Genomic DNA, 20,332 nt, shown 5'->3' on the forward strand with positions numbered 1-20,332 from the left:
GGCGGTGGTCCGGGTCCCCGCCCGTGACCTCCGCCGGACGGTGTCCCGGCCCCGCACGACCCGACGATGCCTCGGGCACGGCTGCCGACACGGGACCGCGGGCCGGGCACACCGCCCTGACCTGCGCTCCCTCCGGTTGTCCCGGGACGGCATCGCGCGCAGACTGGAAGCGGTGAGGCGCACGCCGCCCTCCCGGCTCCCCGGCCTCCTTTGAGGCGGAACGAGCCGGCCTCCGCCGAGGCGTGATGAGCCGCAGCGCTTCGAGGCGGGGCGAGTCCCGGCCGGTCAGGCCCGCCGTCCCGTGCCGTCCTCCGTGCGTGCCTTTCGTACGTGCGCCCGTGCCGTCCGTGGGCCGTGCCGTTCGCGCCCTTCATGCCGTAAGTCTCCGCCATGCCGTGTGTCCGCGGCCGTGCCCCGGGACCGGCGACGTGTGTCCCGCCGCCGGGCCCGAGGCCGGGCCGCGGAATTCCGCACCACCAGCCAGGGAGGCGACCATGCCGTCACAGCGAGACAGCCGCGTCGACGCGTTCTTCCCGGACGAATGGGCGCCGTTCACCCTGGTCCCCAACCCGCGCGGCGTCCACTTCAGCAGGTTCACCAGCCCCTTCACCCAGCCGCTGAGCGTGGTGAAGAGCCTGCGCAACCCGCTCGACCCCTCGACACCGGTGAGCGTGCCGAGACCGCAGCCGGAGAGCCACATGCTGGCCGTGAACCAGGGGCGGCAGCACGAATACCTCCTGTTCGTCCCGCCGGCCACCCTGGCCTCCGGGGGCCTCGACCCCAGCGCGCGGCTGAAGGCCACCGTCCTGTTCGGCGCGTTCGACGAGTACAACCGGCACGGCCTGCGCACCTACTTCGAGGGCCTCGCGAACCGTGTCCTCGTCTATGTACCGGGAGTCGAAGCCCAGGCGAGCACCGCGGGCCAGGCATGGGGGATCGGCATCACCTCCGGCATGGTGCGGGACCTGCTCACCACCGTCCTGCCCACCTTCACCGGCAGCGTGACGATCGACACCGTCGCCGGATACAGCACCGGCTACCGGGGCGTCAACGGCACGATCAACAACGCGTTCATCGCCCCCGGCGACATCACGCGGCTCATCTTCTTCGACGCCCTGTACTGGGGGGACCAGCCACCGCTGCCGAGCGGCACCACACCACCCCCCGATCCACCCGGGGTCTCCGTACCGCCCAATCCCGCCTCGCCCCGCAACACCTGGCGCATGCTGAACACGGTCCGGGCCGCCAACCCGGGCGTCCAGGTCGTCACCTACGAGGTCACCGAGCCCGGCGGCACCCCCCGGGACGGCGGCATGCTCCGCGTCGACGTGCCCGCCGCCGGACTGATCAACCTCAAGCCCCGGACGGCGGCGCTCACCGGCCTGGTCCTCGCCCGGGTGATCCGCAGCGGGATCGACGACGGCTTCGTCACCCGCGCGCAGGCGCCGGCCATCGCCGCGCTCGGTGACATCCTGCCGCGCCGGGGCGCCCTGGCGTCCTCGTCCGCGACGTCCGGGTCGGCGGCGAGCGGAGCCCTGGACGCCTGGGCGGCCGCACGCGGCGCGGCGGTCGCCTCGGCCAACGCCTCCGCCGGCACCGGCCTGGGCCTCATCCAGTCCCGGACCCTGATGGGCTGGGGCGTACCGTCGCTCGGCGACATGCTGCACGACGGCTTCGTGCAGGAATTCGGCTGGGAGTTCCTGGCCGGCTGAAGCGCCGGCGGCACTCCGCCGGCACCGCACCGGACACCGGGGAGGAGCAGTGGCACCCACGGCTCACACCTTCTTGGGGAAGAACTGCGACGGAGGCGTCAGCCCGGCGATGGCCCTCAGACTCGGGGCCGCGGAAGCGGGCCTGACGGCGCTCTACGGCCTGTCCGGGTTCCCCGGCACCCTCACCGAATGGGCGGGACTCCGCCAGAACCACGGCGCGGCGCACCCGGGTGGCCAGCACACGGCCGGCGACGCGATCGACGTCGACTACGAGACCAACCCCTACATCGTCGTCCGCACCCCGACCCCGGCCGGCGCGGTCGTCTTCGGCGGGGAGGCGCCCTCCGGCCCGGCCCCGCCCGCGGCCGCCCTGCGACTGGCGCGTCTGCGCGCGACGGTGGTGTTCGACCGGGCGGTGGCCTTCCTCACGCAGTCGTCCTCGGTGGCGAGCGTCGGTGCCCGGGCCCCGGGGGAACCGACCACGAGCGTCTTCCAGCGGTTCGGCGTCGCGTCCAACGCCGTGAGCCGCTATCTGCAACTCGTCTTCAGTCCCACGATGCCGGCCACCCTGACACCGCCGCCGCGCCTCGGCCGCCCCCCGGTCGCCGACGCCGCCCGCGCCTCCCAGGCGGCCCTGCTCGCCGGCATCCCGGCGGCGGAGCGGTGGCCGGATGCCGTGGCCAGGGCCAATCTCGCCGCCGTCCTCAACGATCCGGCGTTCGCGGCGGCCCATCCCGGCTGGAGCACCGACGTCGAGTTCTGGTTCACCCAGATCATGCGCGACTACGAAGTGGTCCGCGTCCCCATGCAGTTCGGTCCCGTCTCCCTGGCGCCCGCGATCACGCGCAATCCGGCGAACGGCTTCCTCGACCTCCGGCACGAACTGGTGGTCGCCCTGGCGGCCGATCCGCCCCTGCCCGTCATGCGCTGGGGCGTGTGCGACTTCGGCCCCGCCGAGAGCGGCGACGTGATGCACTTCGACCTGGCGGCCCGGCTGCCCTCCGGCTCGACCGGCCCGGAACCGCCCGACGTCCGCATCGACGTCGCCACCACCGCGGGCATCCAGCAGGCCCTCGGATCACTGGGCTTCGACGCCGGCGCCGTCGACGGGATTCCCGGCGACCGGACCGCCGCCGCCGTCGACGCCTTCCGCGCCGACCACACCCCGCCCCTGCCGCCGGGCGGCGTCGACGAGCAACTGTGCGAGGCGATCCTCGCGGCCCTGACCGAAGCGGCCGTCCCGTTCTAGCACCTCCCGCCGGCGTCTCCCGGCGCCCGGGTTCCGGCGCGGGGCCCCGGGGGAGTCGGCCCGGGTTTCGGCGCGGGGCCCCCGGGGAGTCGGTGCGCGTGATGCCGTACGGACCGAAGCGGTGTGCGCCCGGCGGGCCCCGCGCACCACAGCGGTGTGCGCCCGCCACAGCGGGGACGCCGTACCGCGGCGCCCCGGGGGCACCGTGACGCGCCGGTCCGCGCGGGCCGGCGTCCGGCTCCGCTTCGACGGCTGGATCGCCGGCCTCGGCACGACGTCCGGCACCCGCCTGGTCCTCGGCCACTGGCCCCGCTCGCCCTTCGGCCCGTTCAGCGACGTGATGCTGGAACGGGACGACGGGCACCGCCTGCTGCTGGCCCCGGACCGGCGGACGGCGGACTTCATCGCCGGCACCTACCTCTTCGACGAGGTCCGCCTCGCACCGGTGCGCGTCCGCGCCGCCGACGGCCACTGGAGAGTCACCGCCGGCCCGGTGCTCGACCTGCGGTTCACCGTCGGCGGGCGCGGACTGCCCGGGCTGCTGCTGCGGGCGGTCCCCGGCCGGCTGGCCTCCCGGCCCGGCTGGACGGCGGTGACGTACGGCCCGGCCCGCCTGCTGCGGGTGCGGACCCACGGGTCGGCAGGCGGCGGCCGGTACGAGTGGTACGGCGCCCGCGACCTGCACCGCGTCCACACGGCGAGCGCTGTCCTGGACGGGCGGGACCTCGGTTCCCTCACCGCGGTGGAACCACCCGTACGGTTCGGCTTCGGCTCCACGCCCCGCAAGCCCAGCCTCGTCCGCGTCACGACGACGGTGCGCACCCCCCGCCCGGCCGGACCCGGTGAACCGGGCACCCGGTGACAGGGTTCGAGCGGCTTACCGGGGACTCGTCCGGCATGGACGAGCACAGCGGACGCGGGGGACCGACGGTGGTGGGCGAAGGGGGCGGGAGTCGGCCGCGGTAGCCCCGCGGCCCACCCGGGCGGCCGTCACCGGGCCCGCCGGACCCGGGTCCCGCGGCTGGACCGGGCCAGGCTCCGGGAGCCCGGCCCGGTCCACCCGATCAGGACGGAGGCCCCTGCTCGGGTGGGCCCGCCCAGGCTCCCTCCCCGGTGGGCAGGCCGATCGGGCGGCGGCCCGGGGGCTGCTGGGGCTCGGGCCGCGCGGGCGCCGGGGGCATCGGGCGGTTTACCGGGGTGCCCGCGGTCAGGGTGACCGGCTCCCCGTGGTGCAGCACGACCAGCGGTTCGCCCTCCGCCAGTGCGTACCGCACGTTCGTCCGGCCGACGTCCACCCGCAGTCTGCGTCCGCGCACCAGCACCGTGAACGCGATCCTGGACAGCGTCTCCGGCAGCCGCGGCACGAACGCCAGCCGGCCGGGGTGGCCTTCCTCGCCCTGGTAGCGGCGCATGCCCCCGAACCCGGCGACCAGGGCGATCCAGGTCCCGGCGAGGGAGGCGATGTGCAGCCCGTCACGGGTGTTGTGCTCCAGGTCGTCCAGGTCCATCAGCGCGGCCTCGCCGAGGTAGGCGTAGGCCAGCCGCAGGTGCCCCGTCTCGGCCGCCAGCACCGCCTGGCAGGACGCCGACAGCGAGGAGTCGCGGACGGTCAGCGCCTCGTAGTAGGCGAAGTTGCGCGCCTTCTGCTCCTCGGTGAAGGCACCCGGGCACTCCATCATCGCCAGCACCAGGTCCGCCTGCTTCACCACCTGCTTGCGGTACAGGTCGAAGTAGGGGTAGTGCAGCAGCAGCGGGTAGCCGTCCGCCGGGGTGCCCTCGAAGTCCCAGCGCCGCAAGGTGGTGAAACCGGCCGACTGCTCGTGCACGCCGAGGGACGCGTTGTACGGCACCGCCATCCGGGCCGCGGCGTCCCGCCAGGCCGCCGCCTCCTCCTCGTCGACACCGAGTTCCGCGGCCCGGTCCGGATGACGTACCGAGGCGTCCGCGGCGGCGATCAGGTTCTGCCGCGCCATCACGTTGGTGTACAGGTTGTCCCGGCTCAGGGCGCTGTACTCGTCCGGACCGGTGACCCCGTCGATGTGGAAGACGCCCTCGGTGTCGTGGTGCCCGAGGGAGCGCCACAACCGGGCGGTCTCCACGAGGAGTTCCAGACCCTCGTCGCGCTCGAACCCCTCGTCCGCGGTCACCGCCACGTACCGTACGACGGCCATGGCGACGTCGGCGTTGACGTGGAAGGCGGCCGTCCCGGCGGGCCAGTAGGCGGAGCACTCGGCGCCGTCGATGGTCCGCCACGGGAACGTCGCCCCCGACAGCCCGAGCTGACGCGCCCGTTCCCGGGCCGCCGGCAGCGTCCGGTGCCGCCAGCGCAGGGCCGACGCGACCGCCTCCGGCGCGGTGAACGTCAGCACCGGCAGCACATAGGACTCGGTGTCCCAGAAGGAGTGCCCGTCGTAGCCGGTTCCGGTCAGGCCCTTGGCGGGGATCGCGCGGTTCTCGCCCCGGGCCGCCGCCTGGAGCACGTGGAACAGGGCGAACCGCACGGCCTGCTGGATCTGCGCGTCGCCCTCCACCTCGACGTCCGCGCGGGCCCAGAAGTCGTCCAGGTACGCCCGTTGCGCGGCGAGCAGTCCGTCCCAGCCGGTGCTGACCGCGCCCGCCACCGCGCCGTCCACCTGATCGTGCACGGCCGGCAGCGAACGCTCCCCGGACCAGCCGTACGCCACGAACTTCACCAGGCGCAGCCGCTGACCGGGCACCAGGTCAGCGGTGACCGTCAGACGGCTGTAGTCGGGTTCGCTCTGCGCCGTCCAGCGCGTGCTCCCGGGGCCGTCGACGAGGTGGTCGGCGGCGGCCCCCACCCGCAGTCCGCTGCGGTCGGTGCGGTGCACCAGCCGCAGCCGGGTCTCCTGCGCGAAGTGCTCCTCGGGCACCAGCGGGGACTCGGTCGCCGCGGCGACCCGCGGGTCACCGGTGAGGAGCGGCAACTGCTCGTTGGCGATCAGCTCGGACTGCACGGCCACCGTGACGGGGCCGTCGACCGGCTCCACCTCGTACACGATGGCGGCCACCGCGCGCTGGGTGAAGGAGACCAGCCGCCGCGAGGCGATCCGGACCGTCCGGCCGCCGGGCGAGGTCCACCGCGCGGTCCGGCCGAGCACACCGGAGCGGAAGTCCAGCACCCGCTCGTGGTCCAGCAGCCGGCCGTAGCGCAGATCGCACGGGTGGTCGTCGACGAGCAGCCGGATGACCTTGCCGTCGGTCACGTTGATCAGCGTCTGGCCGGACTCGGGGTATCCGAAGCCCGCCTCCGCGTACGGCAGCGGGTGCCGCTCGTGGACACCGTTGAGATACGCGCCGGGCAGTCCGTGCGGCTCCCCCTCGTCCAGGTTCCCGCGCCATCCGATGTGCCCGTTGGACAGCGCGAACACCGATTCGCTCTGGGCCAGGACGTCGAGGTTCAGCTCCGTCTCGCGCAGGGACCACGGCTCGACCGTGAAACTCGGGTGCGTGATCACCGTGCCTCCAGGAGTTCGGCCGGGTCCCGGACCACCACGTCCGCCCCGTGCGCCCGCACCTGCTCCGCCTGGCCCACCCGGTCGACCCCCACGACCAGGCCGAACCGGCCCGCCCGGCCCGCCTCGACGCCGGCCAGGGCGCCCTCGAACACGGCCGCGGCGCCTGCTTCCGTCCCCAGCCGCCGCGCCGCCTCCAGGAAGGTGCCGGGGGCGGGCTTGCCGCGCAGCCGGCGCTCGTGCGCCACGACACCGTCGATCCGCTCCTCGAACAGGTCCTCGATCCGGGCCGCCACCAGCACGTCCCGGCAGTTCGCGCTGGACGACACCACCGCGCGGCGCAGACCGGCCTCCCGCACCGCGCGCACGAAGCGGACCGAGCCCTCGTACGGCTCCACCCCGTCCTCCCGGATCCGCCGCAGCACCAGGATGTTCTTGCGGTTGCCCAGCCCGTGCACGGTCTCCGCGTCCGGCGGATCGTCCGCGGTGCCCTCGGGCAATTCGATCGCGCGCGCGGCGAGGAACGTGCGCACCCCGTCCGCACGGGGGCGTCCGTCCACGTACTCGTCGTAGTCGCGGACGGCGTCGAAGGCCACGAACGCGGTGCCCTCCCGGTTCGCGCGCTCGCGGAGATAGCCGTCGAACATCTCCTTCCAGGCCGCCGCGTGCACTTTCGCGGTCCGGGTGAGCACCCCGTCGAGGTCGAACAGGCAGGCACGGATGTGCGCAGGAAGCCCCAGCATGCCGCCGAGGCTAGAGGAGGCACGCAGGGCCGGTGGCGGCGGCGCACCGCCCCGGCACGCCGGAAGGCACCCGCTCGGTCCAGGCCCGGGCGCCGGACGGACGCGCTCAGGTCCGCCCGGTCCCGGTCGGTGCCGGCACCGACCCGGTGCCGGCCGCGGCGGTCCGCCCGGGCAGGGTGAGGAAGAGGGTCAGACCGGCGCTCGCCAGATACAGCGCGGCGAAGACCCACATCACGCCCTGGACGCCGAGCGGCCCCAGGAACAGGGCGACCACGGCCGGACCGACGAAGGTGCTGGCGCCCGCGCCGAGATTGAGCGCCGACATCGCCTGGCCCTTGTGCTCCGGGGCCAGGGAGGGCATGAGCGCGGACAGTGGCACATAGCCGGCGAGGGTGGCACCGAAGAGGCTCACCAGCAGCATGGCCAGTGGGAAGTCGTCGCCCGCGGCCGAAGCGCCGTAGTAGAGCAGCAGCGTGGTGACCGCGCAGCCGACCCCGCCGAACCAGGCCACGGTGCGCTGCCAGCCGAGCCGGTCGCCGACCAGGCCGAAGAGCAGGTTGAAGAAGATATTGGTGGCGAACATCGCCGACAGCAGCCGCAGCCACTCGGTCAGGGAGAACCCCAGCGTGTCGGTGAAGTAGACCGGCAGGAACACCAGGAAGCCGAACTGGGCGGCGGTGTTGACGGCGCGCACCACCGCCCCGGCGCCGATCCGCGGCTCGCGCCAGAGGATGGAGAGCGAGCCGAGCAGCGTCGCCACCGGCCGCTCACCGGGGGGTGCCAGCCGGTTCCTGCCCCTCGGCTCGCGCACCAGGAACAGCGCGACCAGACCGCCCGCGACCACGAGGACCAGCGAGAACCACAGGGTGCGGTACGCGCCCAGCCACGGCACCGTGAAGCTGGCGGCGAGCGAGCCGAGGGTGGGCAGCCCGCCGGTGAAGGCGAACCAGAACCAGCCCACGGCGGAGCCGAGCCGGTGCCGGGGGGTCACCGCCGTCACCCAGACCAGGAAGCCGTAGGCGAAGAGCGGATAGCCGAAGCCGCGCAGGCCATAGCTGATCACCAGCAGCGCGTAGTGGTGCGTCGGGACCGCGAGGCCCAGGAACACCACCTGCAACGTGGTCCAGACACCGAGGCCCAGCAGCATCACCCGGCGCGGCCCCCACAGGTCGGAGAGGGCCCCGGAGAACCACGCGGAGACGCTCGCCGTGACGCCGTACACGGTGAACAGCAGCGCCACCCGGTCCTTGGAGACGCCCTGGTCGAGCAGGTAGGGCGAGAGGAAACCGGATTCGACCCCGTCGCCGATCATGAAGATCAGGACACCGAGGAAGCCCCACGCGAGGGCGCGCGGAATGCCCGCACGGTCCAGGAGTCCACGGGGTCCGGTCTCCTCGGGCTCGGAACGAGGGTGCGCGGGGACGGTCACGGTGGCCACCTTCTCGGGGAAAGCTCGGGGAAAGGGGAGCGGAGTGCCGCACGGCGTGCACCGATGAAAGATCCGCTGCCCGACGGGGTCAATCCGCCGGGGAGAACACCTCGCGGACCGTGTGACGCCTGGCGTTAAGTCACCGTGCCGGAAGGGCGCCGGCGCCCCGGGGGCCGGACCGTCGCGGCAGATCGGCGGGGTGGGCGCGCTCCGGCGCGGAACGGTCCGCCGAGTGAGGACCGTGTGATGTTCACGTGGCGCCGTGCGGCCCGGGTGCGCCGGACGGCGCGGCGGCCGTGGCGACGGTACGGACCCGGACCCCGTTGTCACGCAGCCGCCGTACCTCCGCCGCCGGGGCCGCGTCGTCGACGAGCACCAGGTCGAAGTCGGTCAGCGGAGCGAGCGCGTACAGCCCCTGATGGGCGAACTTGGTGTGGTCGATGATCAGCACGCGCCGCCCGGCGACCGCCATCATCGCCTGCTTGACCTGCACCGTCTCGGGTGACATGTGATAGCAGCGGCCCCCGGTGACCGCCGTGGTGGACATGAACAGCACATCCGCCCGGAACGCCTGCACGCTCCGCGCCGTGTGCGCGCCCATGAACGCGTCGTACGCCGGGAAGTAGGTGCCGCCGAGGGCGATCACGGCCACGCCGGGCTCGCGGGCCAGCGCGGAGATGACGGGCAGTGAATTGCTGATCGTCGTGACCGGCGTGTGGTCCCGCAGGTGCCGCACCAGGTGCAGGCAGGTCGTGGAGTCGTCGATCATCACGACCTGACCGGGCGCCAGTTCCCCGGCGGCGGCCCGCGCCAGCAGCTGCTTCGTGCGCACCATCGTGGTCAGGCGTTCGCCGGCGCTGCCGTGGAACTGCGTCGAGGGCAGACAGCTCGCCCCGCCGCGCACCTTGCGCAGCCATCCCTGGGCCTGGAGGGCGTCCAGATCGCGGTGGACGGTCATCACGCTGACGCCGAACCGGGCCGCGAGGTCGGCGGTGCGGATGAACCCCTCGCCCGTGACGAGTTCGCGCAGCCGGTTCCGGCGCTCCTCCCGGGCGTCCGAACGGGCGTCCCCACCGGCCATGGCAGCCGCTCCTCCCCGGGCTCCGGCCCCGCCCCGGCGCGCGGCGGGGCGCACGGGTGGGAAGGGGCTCATGAGAAACCCACATAAACGTAACACGGCCGGCCGGGCCGGGACCGGGCCACCGTCCGGGCGAGCGGCGCACGAGCGTCGCGGCGGTTCCGCGGCCGGGAGGAATTTCACACGGCGTCCGGAGCCGCCCGCGGGATAAGCCGCGAGGCCGATTGACGGCCCCCACGCGAGGCGTTTCCCTGATGTCCGCCGGCCTCGCACGGCCGGACCGCTCGATCCGGCGCCCCGGCCCGTGGGCGCGGCCTTCGTGGAGGGGCAGGGAGCGCAGTCATGCCGGTTCTCACGATCGACGTCGGCACCTCGGTCATCAAATCCGTCGTGTTCGACGACGACGGCCACGAGCGGGTGGTCTCCCGCGTCGGCACCGACGTGCTGCGGCCCCGCCCCGGGTGGGCGGAGCAGGACATGGACGCCGTGTGGAGCGGAGTCGTCGCCACCGTGCGCGACGCCCTGTCCCGGCTCGGCCCCGGCCGGGCCCCGGTGCGGCTGGTGAGCTTCACGGCCCAGGGCGACGGCTGCTGGCTCGTGGACGGCGACGGCCGCCCCACCGGCCCGGCCGTCCTGTGGTCCGACGGACGCGCCGCCGACCTGCTCACCCGCTGGCAGGCCGACGGCGTGCTGGAACAGGCGTTCCGCCGCAACGGCTCGCTCACCTGCGCCGGCATGCCGAACGCGGTGCTCGGCTGGCTCGCCGCGCACGACCCGGAACGGCTGCGGCGCTCCCGCACCGCGCTGACGGCGGCCGGCTGGCTGTTCCTGCGGTTCACCGGCCTCACCGCCGTCGACGAGTCCGACGCCTCCGCGCCCTTCCTGGACCACGCCACCGGCGGCTACGACCCGGCCATCCTCGACCTGTTCGCCCTGCGGTGGGCCGAGCCGCTGCTGCCGCGGATCCTCGGCGAGCACGAGCGCGTCGCCGAGATCACCCCCCACGCCGCCGCCGAACTCGGCCTGCCCGCCGGCCTGCCCGTCGTGATGGCCCCCTACGACATCGCCGCCACCGCCCGCGGCGCCGGAGCCGTCGACCCCGGGCAGGCGTGCGCCATCCTCGGCACCACCCTGTGCACCGAGATCGTCACCAGCGAGCCGGACACCACCGGTGAACCCTGCGGCATCAACATCGCCTACCACGGCCGGGAACGCGTCCTGCGCGCCTTCCCCACCCTCTCCGGCACCGAGGTCGTCGACTGGGCCTGCCGCACCCTGGCCGTGGAGGACCCCGCCCGCCTCGGCAGGCTCGCCTTCGGCACCGGGCCGGGCGCGGACGGACTGGCGTTCCTGCCGTACCTGTCGCCCGCCGGCGAACGCGCCCCGTTCCTCGACCCGCGCGCCTGCGGCGTCTTCTGGGGCCTGTCCCTCGACCACACCCCCGCCCATGTCGCCCGCGCCGTCTTCGAGGGGCTCTCCCTCGTCGTCCGCGACTGCCTCGCCGCGTCCGGGACCGACGTCCGTGAACTGCGCCTGTGCGGTGGCGGAGCCGCCAGCGACGACTGGTGCCGGCTCATCGCGGACGTCACCGGGGTGCCGACGGCACGCGGCGCCGACACCGAACCGGGCGCCAAGGGCGCCTTCCTGACCGGCCTCGTGCTCACCGGGGCGGCGAGCGGCCTCGGCGGCGCCGCCGCCGAGTACGTCCGGATGCGCTCGACCTGGGAACCGGACCCCGAACGCGCCGCGTTCTACGACGGGCTCTACGACACGTACCTCACCTGGCGCGACACGGCCCGCTCGCTCGGCTGGGCACCCGCGCCCACGGCCCCGCCGGCGTCCGCCGCCACCGTGGCGCCCGCCGTCGTACCGGCCGCCGCCCCCGCCCCCGCCCCCAAGGCCCCGCATGTCTGACGCGCTGTCCGCCGACGCGGTCCACCTCGGACTCGACCTCGGCACCCAGAGCGCCCGCGCGGTCGCCGTGGACGGCACCGGCCGGCTGCTCGGCGCCGCCTCCCGTCCGCTGACCGGCCACCGCACCGGCGTACGCCACGAGCAGGACCCCGAACAGTGGTGGTCCGCGCTCGCCGCCGCCTGCCGTGCGGCCCTGACCGGCGTCGACCCGCGCCGGGTGCGCGACCTGGCCGTGGACGCCACCTCCGGCACCGTGCTGCTGACCGACCCGGCGGGCACCCCGCTCACCCCGGGGCTGATGTACGACGACCGCCGGGCCGACGCCTACACCGACCGCGTCAACACGCTCGGTGCGCGGGTCTGGGAGGAACTCGGCTACCGCGCCATGCAGCCGTCCTGGGCCCTGCCCAAGCTGCTCTGGCTGCTGGACGACCGGACCCGGCCGGGCGGCGGGGGCCTGCCGCCGGGCGCGCGCCTGCTGCACCAGGCCGACCTGGTCACCTGGCGGCTGGCCGGGCACCAGGTCGCGAGCGACGCCAGCCACGCCCTGAAGACCGGCTACGACCTGATCACCGAGCGGTGGCCCGAGGCGGAACTGACCGCGCTCGGCGTCCCGGCCGGCCTGCTGCCCGACGTCGTACGGCCCGGGACGGTCCTCGGCACCGTGTGCGCCGACGCGGCCGAGGAGACCGGCATCCCCGCCGGCACCCTGATCAGCGCCGGCATGACCGACGGCTGCGCGGCGCAGATCGGGGCCGGCGCGCTGGCACCGGGCGCCTGGAACTCCGTACTGGGCACGACCCTGGTGCTCAAGGGCGCGAGCCGGAGCCTCGTCCGCGACCCCGGCGGCGTGGTCTACTGCCACCGCGGCCCCGGCGGCACCTGGCTGCCCGGCGGCGCCTCCAGCAGCGGCGCCGGTGTCCTCGCCGACCGCTTCCCCGGGACGGACCCCGCCGGCCTGGACGCGCTGACCGCGCGGGCCGCCGCGACCGGCTCCACCGCCGTCGTCTACCCCCTCGTCGGCTCCGGCGGCGAACGCTTCCCGTTCCGCGCGCCCGGGGCCACCCCCTTCGTCCTCGGCGAACCCGCCGGCGACGCGGAGGAGTTCCACGCCTGCCTGCTGGGCGTGGCCTTCGTCGAACGACTCTGCCTCGACTACCTCGACCACCTCGGCGCCCCCGTCGGCGGACCGCTCACCTTCACCGGCGGCGGCTCCCGCAACCGCTACTGGGCGCAGCTGCGCGCCGACGTCCTCGGCCGCCCCGCCCGGCTGCCGGAACAGGCCGAGAGCGCCCTCGGCATGGCGGTGCTGGCCGCCACCGCCTCCGGTGCCACGCTTCAGGAGGCCGCGGGCGCCATGGTGCGGCTGCGGGAGGAACTGCGGCCCGACCCCGCCCGCACCGCCCGACTGCTCCCCGTCTACCTCGACTTCGTCGACGCGCTGGTCCGCCGCGGCTGGCTGGCCCCGGCCGTGGCCGGGCACGCGCGCGGAAAGGCCCGGCCGTGACCGACTTCGTACTCGTACGCCACGGGGAGACCGTGTGGCACGCGGACAACCGGTACGCCGGCCGCACCGACGTCCCCCTCACCGCACGCGGCCGCCGGCAGGCCGCCGAGCTGGGGGCGTGGGCCGCCGGGCAGCGCCTGGACGCCGTGCTCTGCTCCCCGCTGTCCCGGGCCCGGCTCACCGCGGAGCCCGCCGCGGCCGCGCTCGGGCTCATCCCCCGCGTCGACGAACGCCTGTATGAGGTGGACTTCGGCCGCGGCGACGGCCTCACCCGCGCCGAGATGGCCGAGGCGTTCCCCGAGGCGCTCGCCGCCTTCCTCGCCGACCCGGTCGCCCACCACCTGCCCGGCGGGGAGGACCCCGCCGCCGCGGCGGACCGCGCGGTGGGCTGCCTCCGGGAGACCGCGCACAAGCTCCCCGACGGACGCGTCCTGGTCGTGGCCCACTCCACCCTGCTGCGCCTCGTGCTGTGCGAGCTGCTCGGCATCCCCCTCGCCGGCTACCGCCGGGTCTTCCCCCGCCTGGACAACGGCGCGCTGACCGAACTGCGGCTGGGCGACGACCGGGCGGCCCTGCTGCGCTTCAACGCCCCCGTCCGCTGAACCCCCGCCACGAACCCCCGCCTCCCCGTCCGCACCGTCCGTCCTCGCCCTCCGGGAGACCTCCGTGCCCACCACCGTCCTCGCCGCCGGCGACCACTTCGTCCTGCCCCGGCTGCTCGAACAGGAACTGCGCGCGGCGGCGCCCGCGGGTCTCGACCTGGACGTCCGGCAGCACCTGCTGCCGTGGCCCCACACCCCGTTCGGCAAGGTCGCCGAGGTCGACGAGGCGTCCGGCACCGAGGAGGAGATGACCGAGGCGCTGCGCGGCGCGCGGATCTGCGTGACCCAGCTGGCGCCCCTCACCGAACGCGTGCTGGCCGCCTGCCCGGACCTGGAGCTGTTCTGCGTCAGCCGGGGCGGACCGGTCAACGCCGACCTGGCGGCCGCCACCCGGCACGGCGTCGCAGTCTGCTACGCCCCCGGCCGCAACGCCGTCGCCACCGCGGAGCACGCCCTGGCCCTCATCCTCGCCGCCGCCCGCGGGATCGGCGACGTCCACACCGAGCTGCGGCGGGGCGTGTGGCGCGGCGACTCCTACGACTACACCCGCTGCGGCATCGAGATCGACGGCTCGGTCGTGGGACTGGTCGGCTTCGGCGCCGTCGGCTCGCGCGTCGCCCCCGTGCTGCGGGCCATGGGGGCCACGGTCCTCGTCCACGACCCCTACGTGGACCCCGAGGCGGTGCGGGGCGTGGCGGAGCCGGTGTCCCTGGACGAGCTGCTGAGCCGGTCCAGGATCGTCTCCCTGCACGCGCGCGTGACCGACGAGACCCGCGGTCTGCTGGACCGGGCCCGGATCGAGGCGATGCCGCGGGGCGCGGTCCTGGTCAACTGCGCCCGCGGCGCCCTGGTCGACTACGACGCGGTGTGCGACGCCCTGGACTCGGGCCGGCTGGCGGCGGCCGGCTTCGACGTGTTCCCCGCGGAACCGGTACCGGCCGGTGCGCGCCTGCTGTCCACCCCGGGTGTCGTCCTCACCCCGCACATCGCCGGTGCCAGCCGCGAGGTCGCCCACAAGGCCGCCCGGATCGTCGCCGCCGAGGCCGCCCGCTTCCTGCGCGGCGAGCCGTTGGCCCACTGCGCCAACCCCGAGGTCACCGGCGGCTGAGGCACCGCCATGGCCGGCGGGCGCGCGGGACGGCCGGACACCCCTGGGCGAGGCCCGGCCGGTGCCGGCGCGGTGTCCTCGTCCGGGTGTGCGGGGGCGCCGGGGTCGTGGTGGAGGCCCCGGCGATGGCGCGCGCTCCGGGGGCGTGTGAGTGCGCCGTCACTCGGTGGTGGGCTCCGGGGTGCTCAGTCGGCGGGCGGTCTCGACGACCGCCGCACGGTGCTCGGCCAGCCGCTCCGGTGACCAGTTCCCGCCGCCCTGGCCGGCCCAGAACCACGCCTGGGCGGCGGCGAGCACCATGGTCAGGAGATCGGCGGGCGCCATCTCCCGGGAGAGCGCGCCACGCCGCTGCGCGTCGGCCGCGTCGGCGGTCCGGTGCCGGGCGGCCTCCGGCTCGGCGCCGTCGGCGGCGGGGCGTTCCAGGAGCCGCCACAGGCGCAGCCGCATGAGGTCCGGCCGGGCCACCAGGTGGTCGAAGACCGCGCCGGCGTACCCCGGCAGGTCGTCCGCGTCGAACGGGACCGCCTCCACACCCGCCTCCTCCGCCCGGCGCAGCACCTCGTCGAAGAGCCGCTCCTTGTTGCCGAAGTAGGCGTAGATCAGCCGCTTGTTCGCGCCGGCCGCCCCGGCGATCCGGTCCACCCGGGCGCCGGCTATGCCGTGGGCGGCGAATTCGGCGAAGGCGGCCTCGAGCAGCCGGGCCCTGGTCGCGTGGGAATCCCGTGGCATGCGCGCCACCCTAGCAAGCGAACATCACATTATTGACATGTACCCGCTCCCAGGGAAGGTCGTCGGTGACACCGCGGGCGGACGGCGACGACGGCGCCCTCCCGGCCCGCCGCGCCGTGGCCGTCCCGGCTTCCGTGCCACATCGTGGAAAGGGCTGTTGATCCGCCGATCCGCGGGAACCCCGTCCCCAGGCCCGCGGGGCGAGGCGCGCGCACCGGCCGGGCCGTCCGAGGGAAGGAGGGCGCGCTATGAGACGAGAGCGGCAGCGCCCGGACCAGACGGATCACCTGGCGGGCGCCGCGGTGGACCCGAGCGGGCTGATGGACCTGCTGGGCGTCGCCGCGGTGCTGCTGGAGGCCGACGGCCGGATCGACATGTGGAGCCCGCAGGCCGAGGAACTGTTCGGCTACACCCACGGCGAGGCGGTGGGCCGGTTCGCGGCGTCGCTGCTCCTCCACCCGGAACACCGGGACGCCGCGGTCACCCTGTTCGCCGAGGTGATGGAGACCGGCCGCGGCTGGGCCGGGGCGTTCCCCGTCCGGCACAAGGACGGCACCACCCGCATGATCGAGTTCCGCAACATGCGGCTGACGGACCACCTCGGTGACCACTACGCCCTGGGGCTGGCCACCGACCGGATCGCCCTGAGCCAGATGGAACGCAAACTGGCCCTCTCCAACCGGCTGGTCACCCAGGCGCCCATCGGGCTCGCCGTCCTCGACACCGACCTGCGGTACCTGGCCGTCAACCCGGCCCTGGCCGGCATGCACGGCCGCGCCGAGGCCGACCACATCGGCCGGCCCTTCCGCGAGATCCTGGCCGGCGCGGCCTTCCGGGACGCGGAGGCCGTGATGCGGCGGGTCCTGGACACGGGCGTCCCCGTGGTGGAGCAGCAGGTGGTGGGCCGCACCGAGGCCGACCCGGAGAACGAGCACGCCTGGGCGGTGTCGATCTACCGGCTGGAGGACCACCAGGGGCGCGTGCTGGGCATCGTCACCGTGGTGGTGGACGTCACCGACCGCTACCGGGCGGCCGAGCGGGCCGACCGGGCCCAGCGGCGGCTGCGGCTGATCGCCGACGGCTCGGCCAGGATCGGCACCACCCTGGAGGTGGAGCGCACCGCCCGGGAACTGGCCGACGTCCTGGTGCCCGACCTGGCCGACATGGTCGCGGTGGACCTGCTCGACTCGCTCCTGAGGACGGGCCGCGCGGACCCCGGCGACGGCCCGGCGCTGCTGCGCGCCGTGGCGACGAAGACCGCGTACGCCACGGACGCCGACCGGGCGATCGTGCCGCCGGGCAGCCTCACCACCTACCACGCCGACCATCCGGCGTCGTACTGCCTCCGCACCCGCCGCCCGCTGCTCATCACCCACCTCGACGGCGGCGACCTCACCCGCGTCGCCACCGATCCCGAGGCGGCCCGCCAGCTCGCCCGGGCCGGCGTCCACACCGACATGGCCGTCCCCCTCATCGCCCGCGACAAGGTCCTCGGCGTCATGGGCCTGGCCCGGGCCCGCAACCCCGTGCCGTTCGACGAGGACGACCTCACCCTCGCCTGCGAGCTGGCCTCGTCCGCCGCGCTCAGCATCGACAACGCCGTCCTGCACCAGCACATCCGCAGCGCCGCCGAGACCCTCCAGCGCAGCCTCCTCCCGCAACCGCCGCCCCGCCGCCCCGGCCTGGAGGTGGCCGTCCGCTACCGGCCCGCCCAGGCCCGCAGCCAGGTCGGCGGGGACTGGTACGACGTGATCCCGCTCGACGACGACCGCACGGCCCTCACCGTGGGCGACGTCATGGGCAGCGGCATCCCGGCCGCCGCCACCATGGGCCGTCTGCGCACCGCGACCTCCACCCTGGCCGACCTCGACCTGGACCCCGCCCGGATCCTCACCCACCTGGACCGGATCACCCACACCCTGGACCCGTACATCGCCACCTGCGTGTACGCGGTCTACGACCCGCGCCGCGCCCTGCTGCACGTGGCGTCCGCCGGTCATCTGCCCCCGGTCCTGGTGCGGGCCGGCGGACCGCCGGAACTGCTCCACCTGCCCACCGGCACCCCGCTCGGCGTAGGCGGCGTCCCCTTCGAGACCTCCGCCTTCGCGGTGGAGCCGGGGGACCGGCTCGTGCTCTACACCGACGGACTGGTCGAGACCCGCAACGACCCGATCGACGAACGCCTGGAAGCGCTGCTGCGGCTGCTGTCCCCGGCGGACCGGTCCACCGAGGAGACCTGCGACCGGCTCCTGGAGCACCTGCGCCACCCGGCCGGCCACGACGACGTCGCCCTCCTCATCGCCCGCGCCCGGCCGCTCGACACCGGCTGAGGCGGCCCGGCGGCCCGTGCCGGACGGGGGGCGGTCAGAGAGCGGCGAGCAGCCCGTCGAGCGGGGCGGGCACGCGGTCGGCGTCCAGGGCTTCGACGAGCACCCGGCCGTAGCGGATCTTGCGGCCCTTGCGGGTGCCGAGGAAGCGCCGCAGCCGCTGCCGCGCGGTGCGGTCCCGCTGCGCGGGCTGCCGCAGGAAGGTGTCGAGGGCCCGCCGGTCGCCCTCCGCCCGCACCAGTTCCGCCACCCGGGCGACGCCCAGCGCGCGGATCAGTTCGTCCTCCAGGTCCGCCGCGCAGACGAACAAGCCGTGCCGGACCGGGCCGGCCCCGTCCAGGGCGCGGGCGTAGTAGGGGCGCTCCGCCTCGTCGCACAGGCCCGTCAGGCGCAGGTCCAGACCGGCCGGCCCGAGGACGCGGACGAAGCGGCCGACGCTCATCGCGCCGCCCATCGGCAGCACGCAGACTCCCTCGGCCGCCAGGTCCCGGCCGCGGCGGGCGGCCAGCGCGTCGACCGCCGCCGCGTCGCTCGGCCCCTCGACGAGGGCGGCCGTCCGGACGTCCAGCGCGTCCGCCAGCTCGCGCGCCGGGGTGCCGGGGCCACCGGCCGCCCATGCCGTGACCGCCGCCCGGAACGCCCCCATGTCCGCCATGGGACGAGTCTCCGCCCTCCCCGCCCGCCCTCGCCACGGAATTACCGCCCGCCGCGGCGCGCGGGCACCGGGCCGCTTCCCGGACCTCCCGGCGCCCTCCACTCTGGGTAGACCTGCCTACCGAATCGGAAGCCCGCCGTCGGCTGGACGGGTCATCGCCCGCCTCGCCGTCCTCACCACCCCGGCACCCGCCGCGCGGTGTCGGCGGCGGGCGGCCGGGCCTCCCGGGCCCCGCTCAGACGGCCGGATCGAGGACGACGGGCAGCTCGGCCAGACCACGGAAGGCGGGGAACGGCACCTCCAGCCAGCGTGGCGCGGCGCCGGGGTCGGCCAGGGCCGCCCGGGGGAACCGGTCGAACAGCAGCGTCAGCGCCGCTTGCGTCTCCAGCCGGGCCAGCGGGGCGCCCAGGCAGTAGTGGCTGCCGTGCCCGAAGCCCAGGTGGGCGTCCTGCGCGTTGCCCGGCCGGGTCACGTCCAGCTCGTCCGGGGCGTCGAACTTCCGCGGGTCGCGGTTGGCCGAGCTGAGCGCGATCTGGACCAGGGCGCCCTTCGGGATGAGGGTCCCGCCGTACTCCACGTCCTCGGTCGCGTAGCGGAACGTGGCGCTCTCGACCGAGCCGTCGTAGCGCACCAGTTCCTCGACGGCCGCCCGGATCAGCTCCGGGTCCTCCCGCACGGCGCGAGCCTGCGCGGGGTGGGAGAGCAGGTGGTGCACGGCGTTGCCGATGAGGTACGCGGTCGTCTTGTGCCCCGCGAACATCAACAGGAAGGCGGTGGAGACGAGTTCGCTCTCGGTGAGTCCGCCGTCCGCGCCGTCCCGGACCGCGATGAGCGCGCTGAGCAGGTCGTCACCGGGATGTTCCCGCTTGGCGTCGATCAGCTCGGTGAAGTACGCGTGCAGGTCCTCCTCCGCCTTCTGCTGGGCCCGCTTGAACTCCTCGCCGAAGCCGGTCCGCGCCACCGTGGTGGACAGCTGCTGCATCCGCGCCCGGTCCCGCGGCGGCACGCCGAGCAGGTCGCAGATCACGATGACGGGCAGCGGGAACGCGAACGCCGGCAGCAGGTCGAACGGCTCCCGGGCCGGGCACCGGGCGAGCAGGTCCAGGACGACCTCCTCGATCCGCGGCCTGAGCGCCTGCACGCGCCGCGGGGTGAACGCGGAGTTGACCAGCCGGCGCAGCCGGGTGTGCTTGGGGGCGTCGGAGTTGAGCATGTTGTCGTCCAGCGCGACGGACGAGTCACCGAAGATGCTCCGGTAGGCGTCCATGGCGCCGTACATGTCCTTGCTCAGCCGCGGGTCCGAGAGGGCCGCACGCGCGTCCTCGTACCGGGTGATCAGGTACGTCTCGTTGCCGTGCGGCGGTCGCATGGGGCAGACGGGCGCCGCCGCGCGCAGCCGGGCGTAGACCGCGTGCGGGTCGCGCCGGAACTCGGGGGTGCACCGCTCGGCCGCGGTGACGGCCTCCTGCGTGGTGGTCACGGACGGCTCCTGAGGTCGAAGAGGGCCTGGGCGTTGCCGGCGAGGACGAGCTGCTGGGACGCCTTGTCGAGCGGCAGCTTCTCTATCATGTGGATGAAGTCCTCCAGCGGTGCGGCGATCGGCGGTGAGTCGGTGCCGAACAGCATCCGTTCGGGCCCCAGCACCTCCGCGTTCAGACTCAGGTGCGCCGCGCTGAAGGGACTCGTGTCGACGTACATCCGCCGCAGCGCCGCGCCCGGATCGGCGGCGACCGGGCCGGTGGTGGCGGGGCCGGTGGCGGCGGGACGGGGCGCGGCCGGCCCGCTGCCGCCCGGACGGGCCGAGGG

The 20,332-nt window shown here is 75.0% G+C and carries 16 protein-coding genes; 8 read left to right on the forward strand and 8 right to left on the reverse strand.

All coding sequences use genetic code 11. The features are described from left to right. Window positions 1-494: 494 nt before the first annotated feature. The 3 genes from IF37_RS0134735 (at window position 495) to IF37_RS0134745 (ending at window position 3,823) form a co-directional block, all read left to right on the forward strand. Complete coding sequence (locus IF37_RS0134735) at window positions 495-1,712, forward strand: hypothetical protein (protein WP_030752226.1); 1,218 nt, start codon at window positions 495-497, stop codon at window positions 1,710-1,712. A 109-nt stretch (window positions 1,713-1,821) separates the two neighbouring features. After that, entirely contained in the window at window positions 1,822-2,961 is a 1,140-nt protein-coding gene (locus tag IF37_RS0134740) for a peptidoglycan-binding protein (protein WP_030752229.1), read from the forward strand. 205 nt (window positions 2,962-3,166) lie between these two features. Beyond that, window positions 3,167-3,823: a hypothetical protein gene (locus IF37_RS0134745; protein WP_052845536.1), complete on the forward strand. Its 657-nt coding sequence runs from the start codon at window positions 3,167-3,169 to the stop codon at window positions 3,821-3,823. 202 nt (window positions 3,824-4,025) lie between these two features. On the opposite strand, the gene IF37_RS0134750 is transcribed toward IF37_RS0134745, so the two are convergent. The 4 genes from IF37_RS0134750 to IF37_RS0134765 form a co-directional block, all read right to left on the reverse strand. Beyond that, complete coding sequence (locus IF37_RS0134750; protein ID WP_030752235.1) at window positions 4,026-6,437, reverse strand: glycoside hydrolase family 65 protein; 2,412 nt, start codon at window positions 6,435-6,437, stop codon at window positions 4,026-4,028. Beyond that, on the reverse strand, window positions 6,434-7,177 hold the full coding sequence (locus IF37_RS0134755) for an HAD family hydrolase (RefSeq protein ID WP_030752238.1): 744 nt from the start codon (window positions 7,175-7,177) through the stop codon (window positions 6,434-6,436). The genes IF37_RS0134750 and IF37_RS0134755 overlap by 4 nt, the downstream gene beginning before the upstream one ends. Window positions 7,178-7,283: 106 nt before the next feature. Next, window positions 7,284-8,606, reverse strand: coding sequence for an MFS transporter (locus IF37_RS0134760; protein WP_063886437.1), 1,323 nt, complete (start codon window positions 8,604-8,606; stop codon window positions 7,284-7,286). A gap of 250 nt (window positions 8,607-8,856) precedes the next feature. After that, window positions 8,857-9,687 carry a DeoR/GlpR family DNA-binding transcription regulator gene (locus IF37_RS0134765; protein WP_052845535.1) on the reverse strand — a complete coding sequence of 277 codons (831 nt, stop codon included), beginning with the start codon at window positions 9,685-9,687 and terminating at the stop codon, window positions 8,857-8,859. Window positions 9,688-10,026: 339 nt separating this feature from the next. On the opposite strand from IF37_RS0134765, the gene IF37_RS0134770 reads away from it, so the two are divergent. From IF37_RS0134770 to IF37_RS0134785, 4 genes are all read left to right on the forward strand, one after another. Beyond that, window positions 10,027-11,598 (forward strand): FGGY-family carbohydrate kinase, encoded by a 1,572-nt coding sequence (locus IF37_RS0134770; protein ID WP_030752247.1) that lies wholly within the window; start codon window positions 10,027-10,029, stop codon window positions 11,596-11,598. Then, complete coding sequence (locus IF37_RS0134775) at window positions 11,591-13,105, forward strand: FGGY-family carbohydrate kinase (RefSeq protein ID WP_030752249.1); 1,515 nt, start codon at window positions 11,591-11,593, stop codon at window positions 13,103-13,105. The genes IF37_RS0134770 and IF37_RS0134775 overlap by 8 nt, the downstream gene beginning before the upstream one ends. Continuing rightward, window positions 13,102-13,707, forward strand: coding sequence for a histidine phosphatase family protein (locus tag IF37_RS0134780; RefSeq protein WP_030752252.1), 606 nt, complete (start codon window positions 13,102-13,104; stop codon window positions 13,705-13,707). The genes IF37_RS0134775 and IF37_RS0134780 overlap by 4 nt, the downstream gene beginning before the upstream one ends. 64 nt (window positions 13,708-13,771) lie before the next feature. Then, on the forward strand, window positions 13,772-14,815 hold the full coding sequence (locus IF37_RS0134785) for a 2-hydroxyacid dehydrogenase (RefSeq protein WP_030752254.1): 1,044 nt from the start codon (window positions 13,772-13,774) through the stop codon (window positions 14,813-14,815). Between the two features lie 159 nt (window positions 14,816-14,974). Here IF37_RS0134785 and IF37_RS0134790 read toward each other — a convergent pair whose 3' ends face one another. After that, window positions 14,975-15,544: a TetR family transcriptional regulator gene (locus IF37_RS0134790; RefSeq protein ID WP_030752257.1), complete on the reverse strand. Its 570-nt coding sequence runs from the start codon at window positions 15,542-15,544 to the stop codon at window positions 14,975-14,977. A gap of 248 nt (window positions 15,545-15,792) precedes the next feature. Between IF37_RS0134790 and IF37_RS0134795 the strand changes: the two genes are divergently transcribed. Then, window positions 15,793-17,874, forward strand: coding sequence for a SpoIIE family protein phosphatase (locus IF37_RS0134795; RefSeq protein ID WP_030752259.1), 2,082 nt, complete (start codon window positions 15,793-15,795; stop codon window positions 17,872-17,874). A 34-nt stretch (window positions 17,875-17,908) separates the two neighbouring features. Here IF37_RS0134795 and IF37_RS0134800 read toward each other — a convergent pair whose 3' ends face one another. The 3 genes from IF37_RS0134800 to IF37_RS0134810 all read right to left on the reverse strand — a co-directional run. Next, entirely contained in the window at window positions 17,909-18,526 is a 618-nt protein-coding gene (locus IF37_RS0134800; RefSeq protein WP_030752262.1) for a TOPRIM nucleotidyl transferase/hydrolase domain-containing protein, read from the reverse strand. Between the two features lie 235 nt (window positions 18,527-18,761). After that, entirely contained in the window at window positions 18,762-20,006 is a 1,245-nt protein-coding gene (locus IF37_RS0134805; protein WP_030752264.1) for a cytochrome P450, read from the reverse strand. Next, window positions 20,003-20,332: amidohydrolase family protein (locus IF37_RS0134810; RefSeq protein ID WP_030752267.1), on the reverse strand; the 330-nt coding region annotated here is incomplete at its 5' end. The genes IF37_RS0134810 and IF37_RS0134805, both read right to left, overlap by 4 nt.

Origin of the sequence: Streptomyces sp. NRRL S-31 (assembly GCF_000718775.1) — a bacterium.
Lineage (GTDB): Bacteria > Actinomycetota > Actinomycetes > Streptomycetales > Streptomycetaceae > Streptomyces.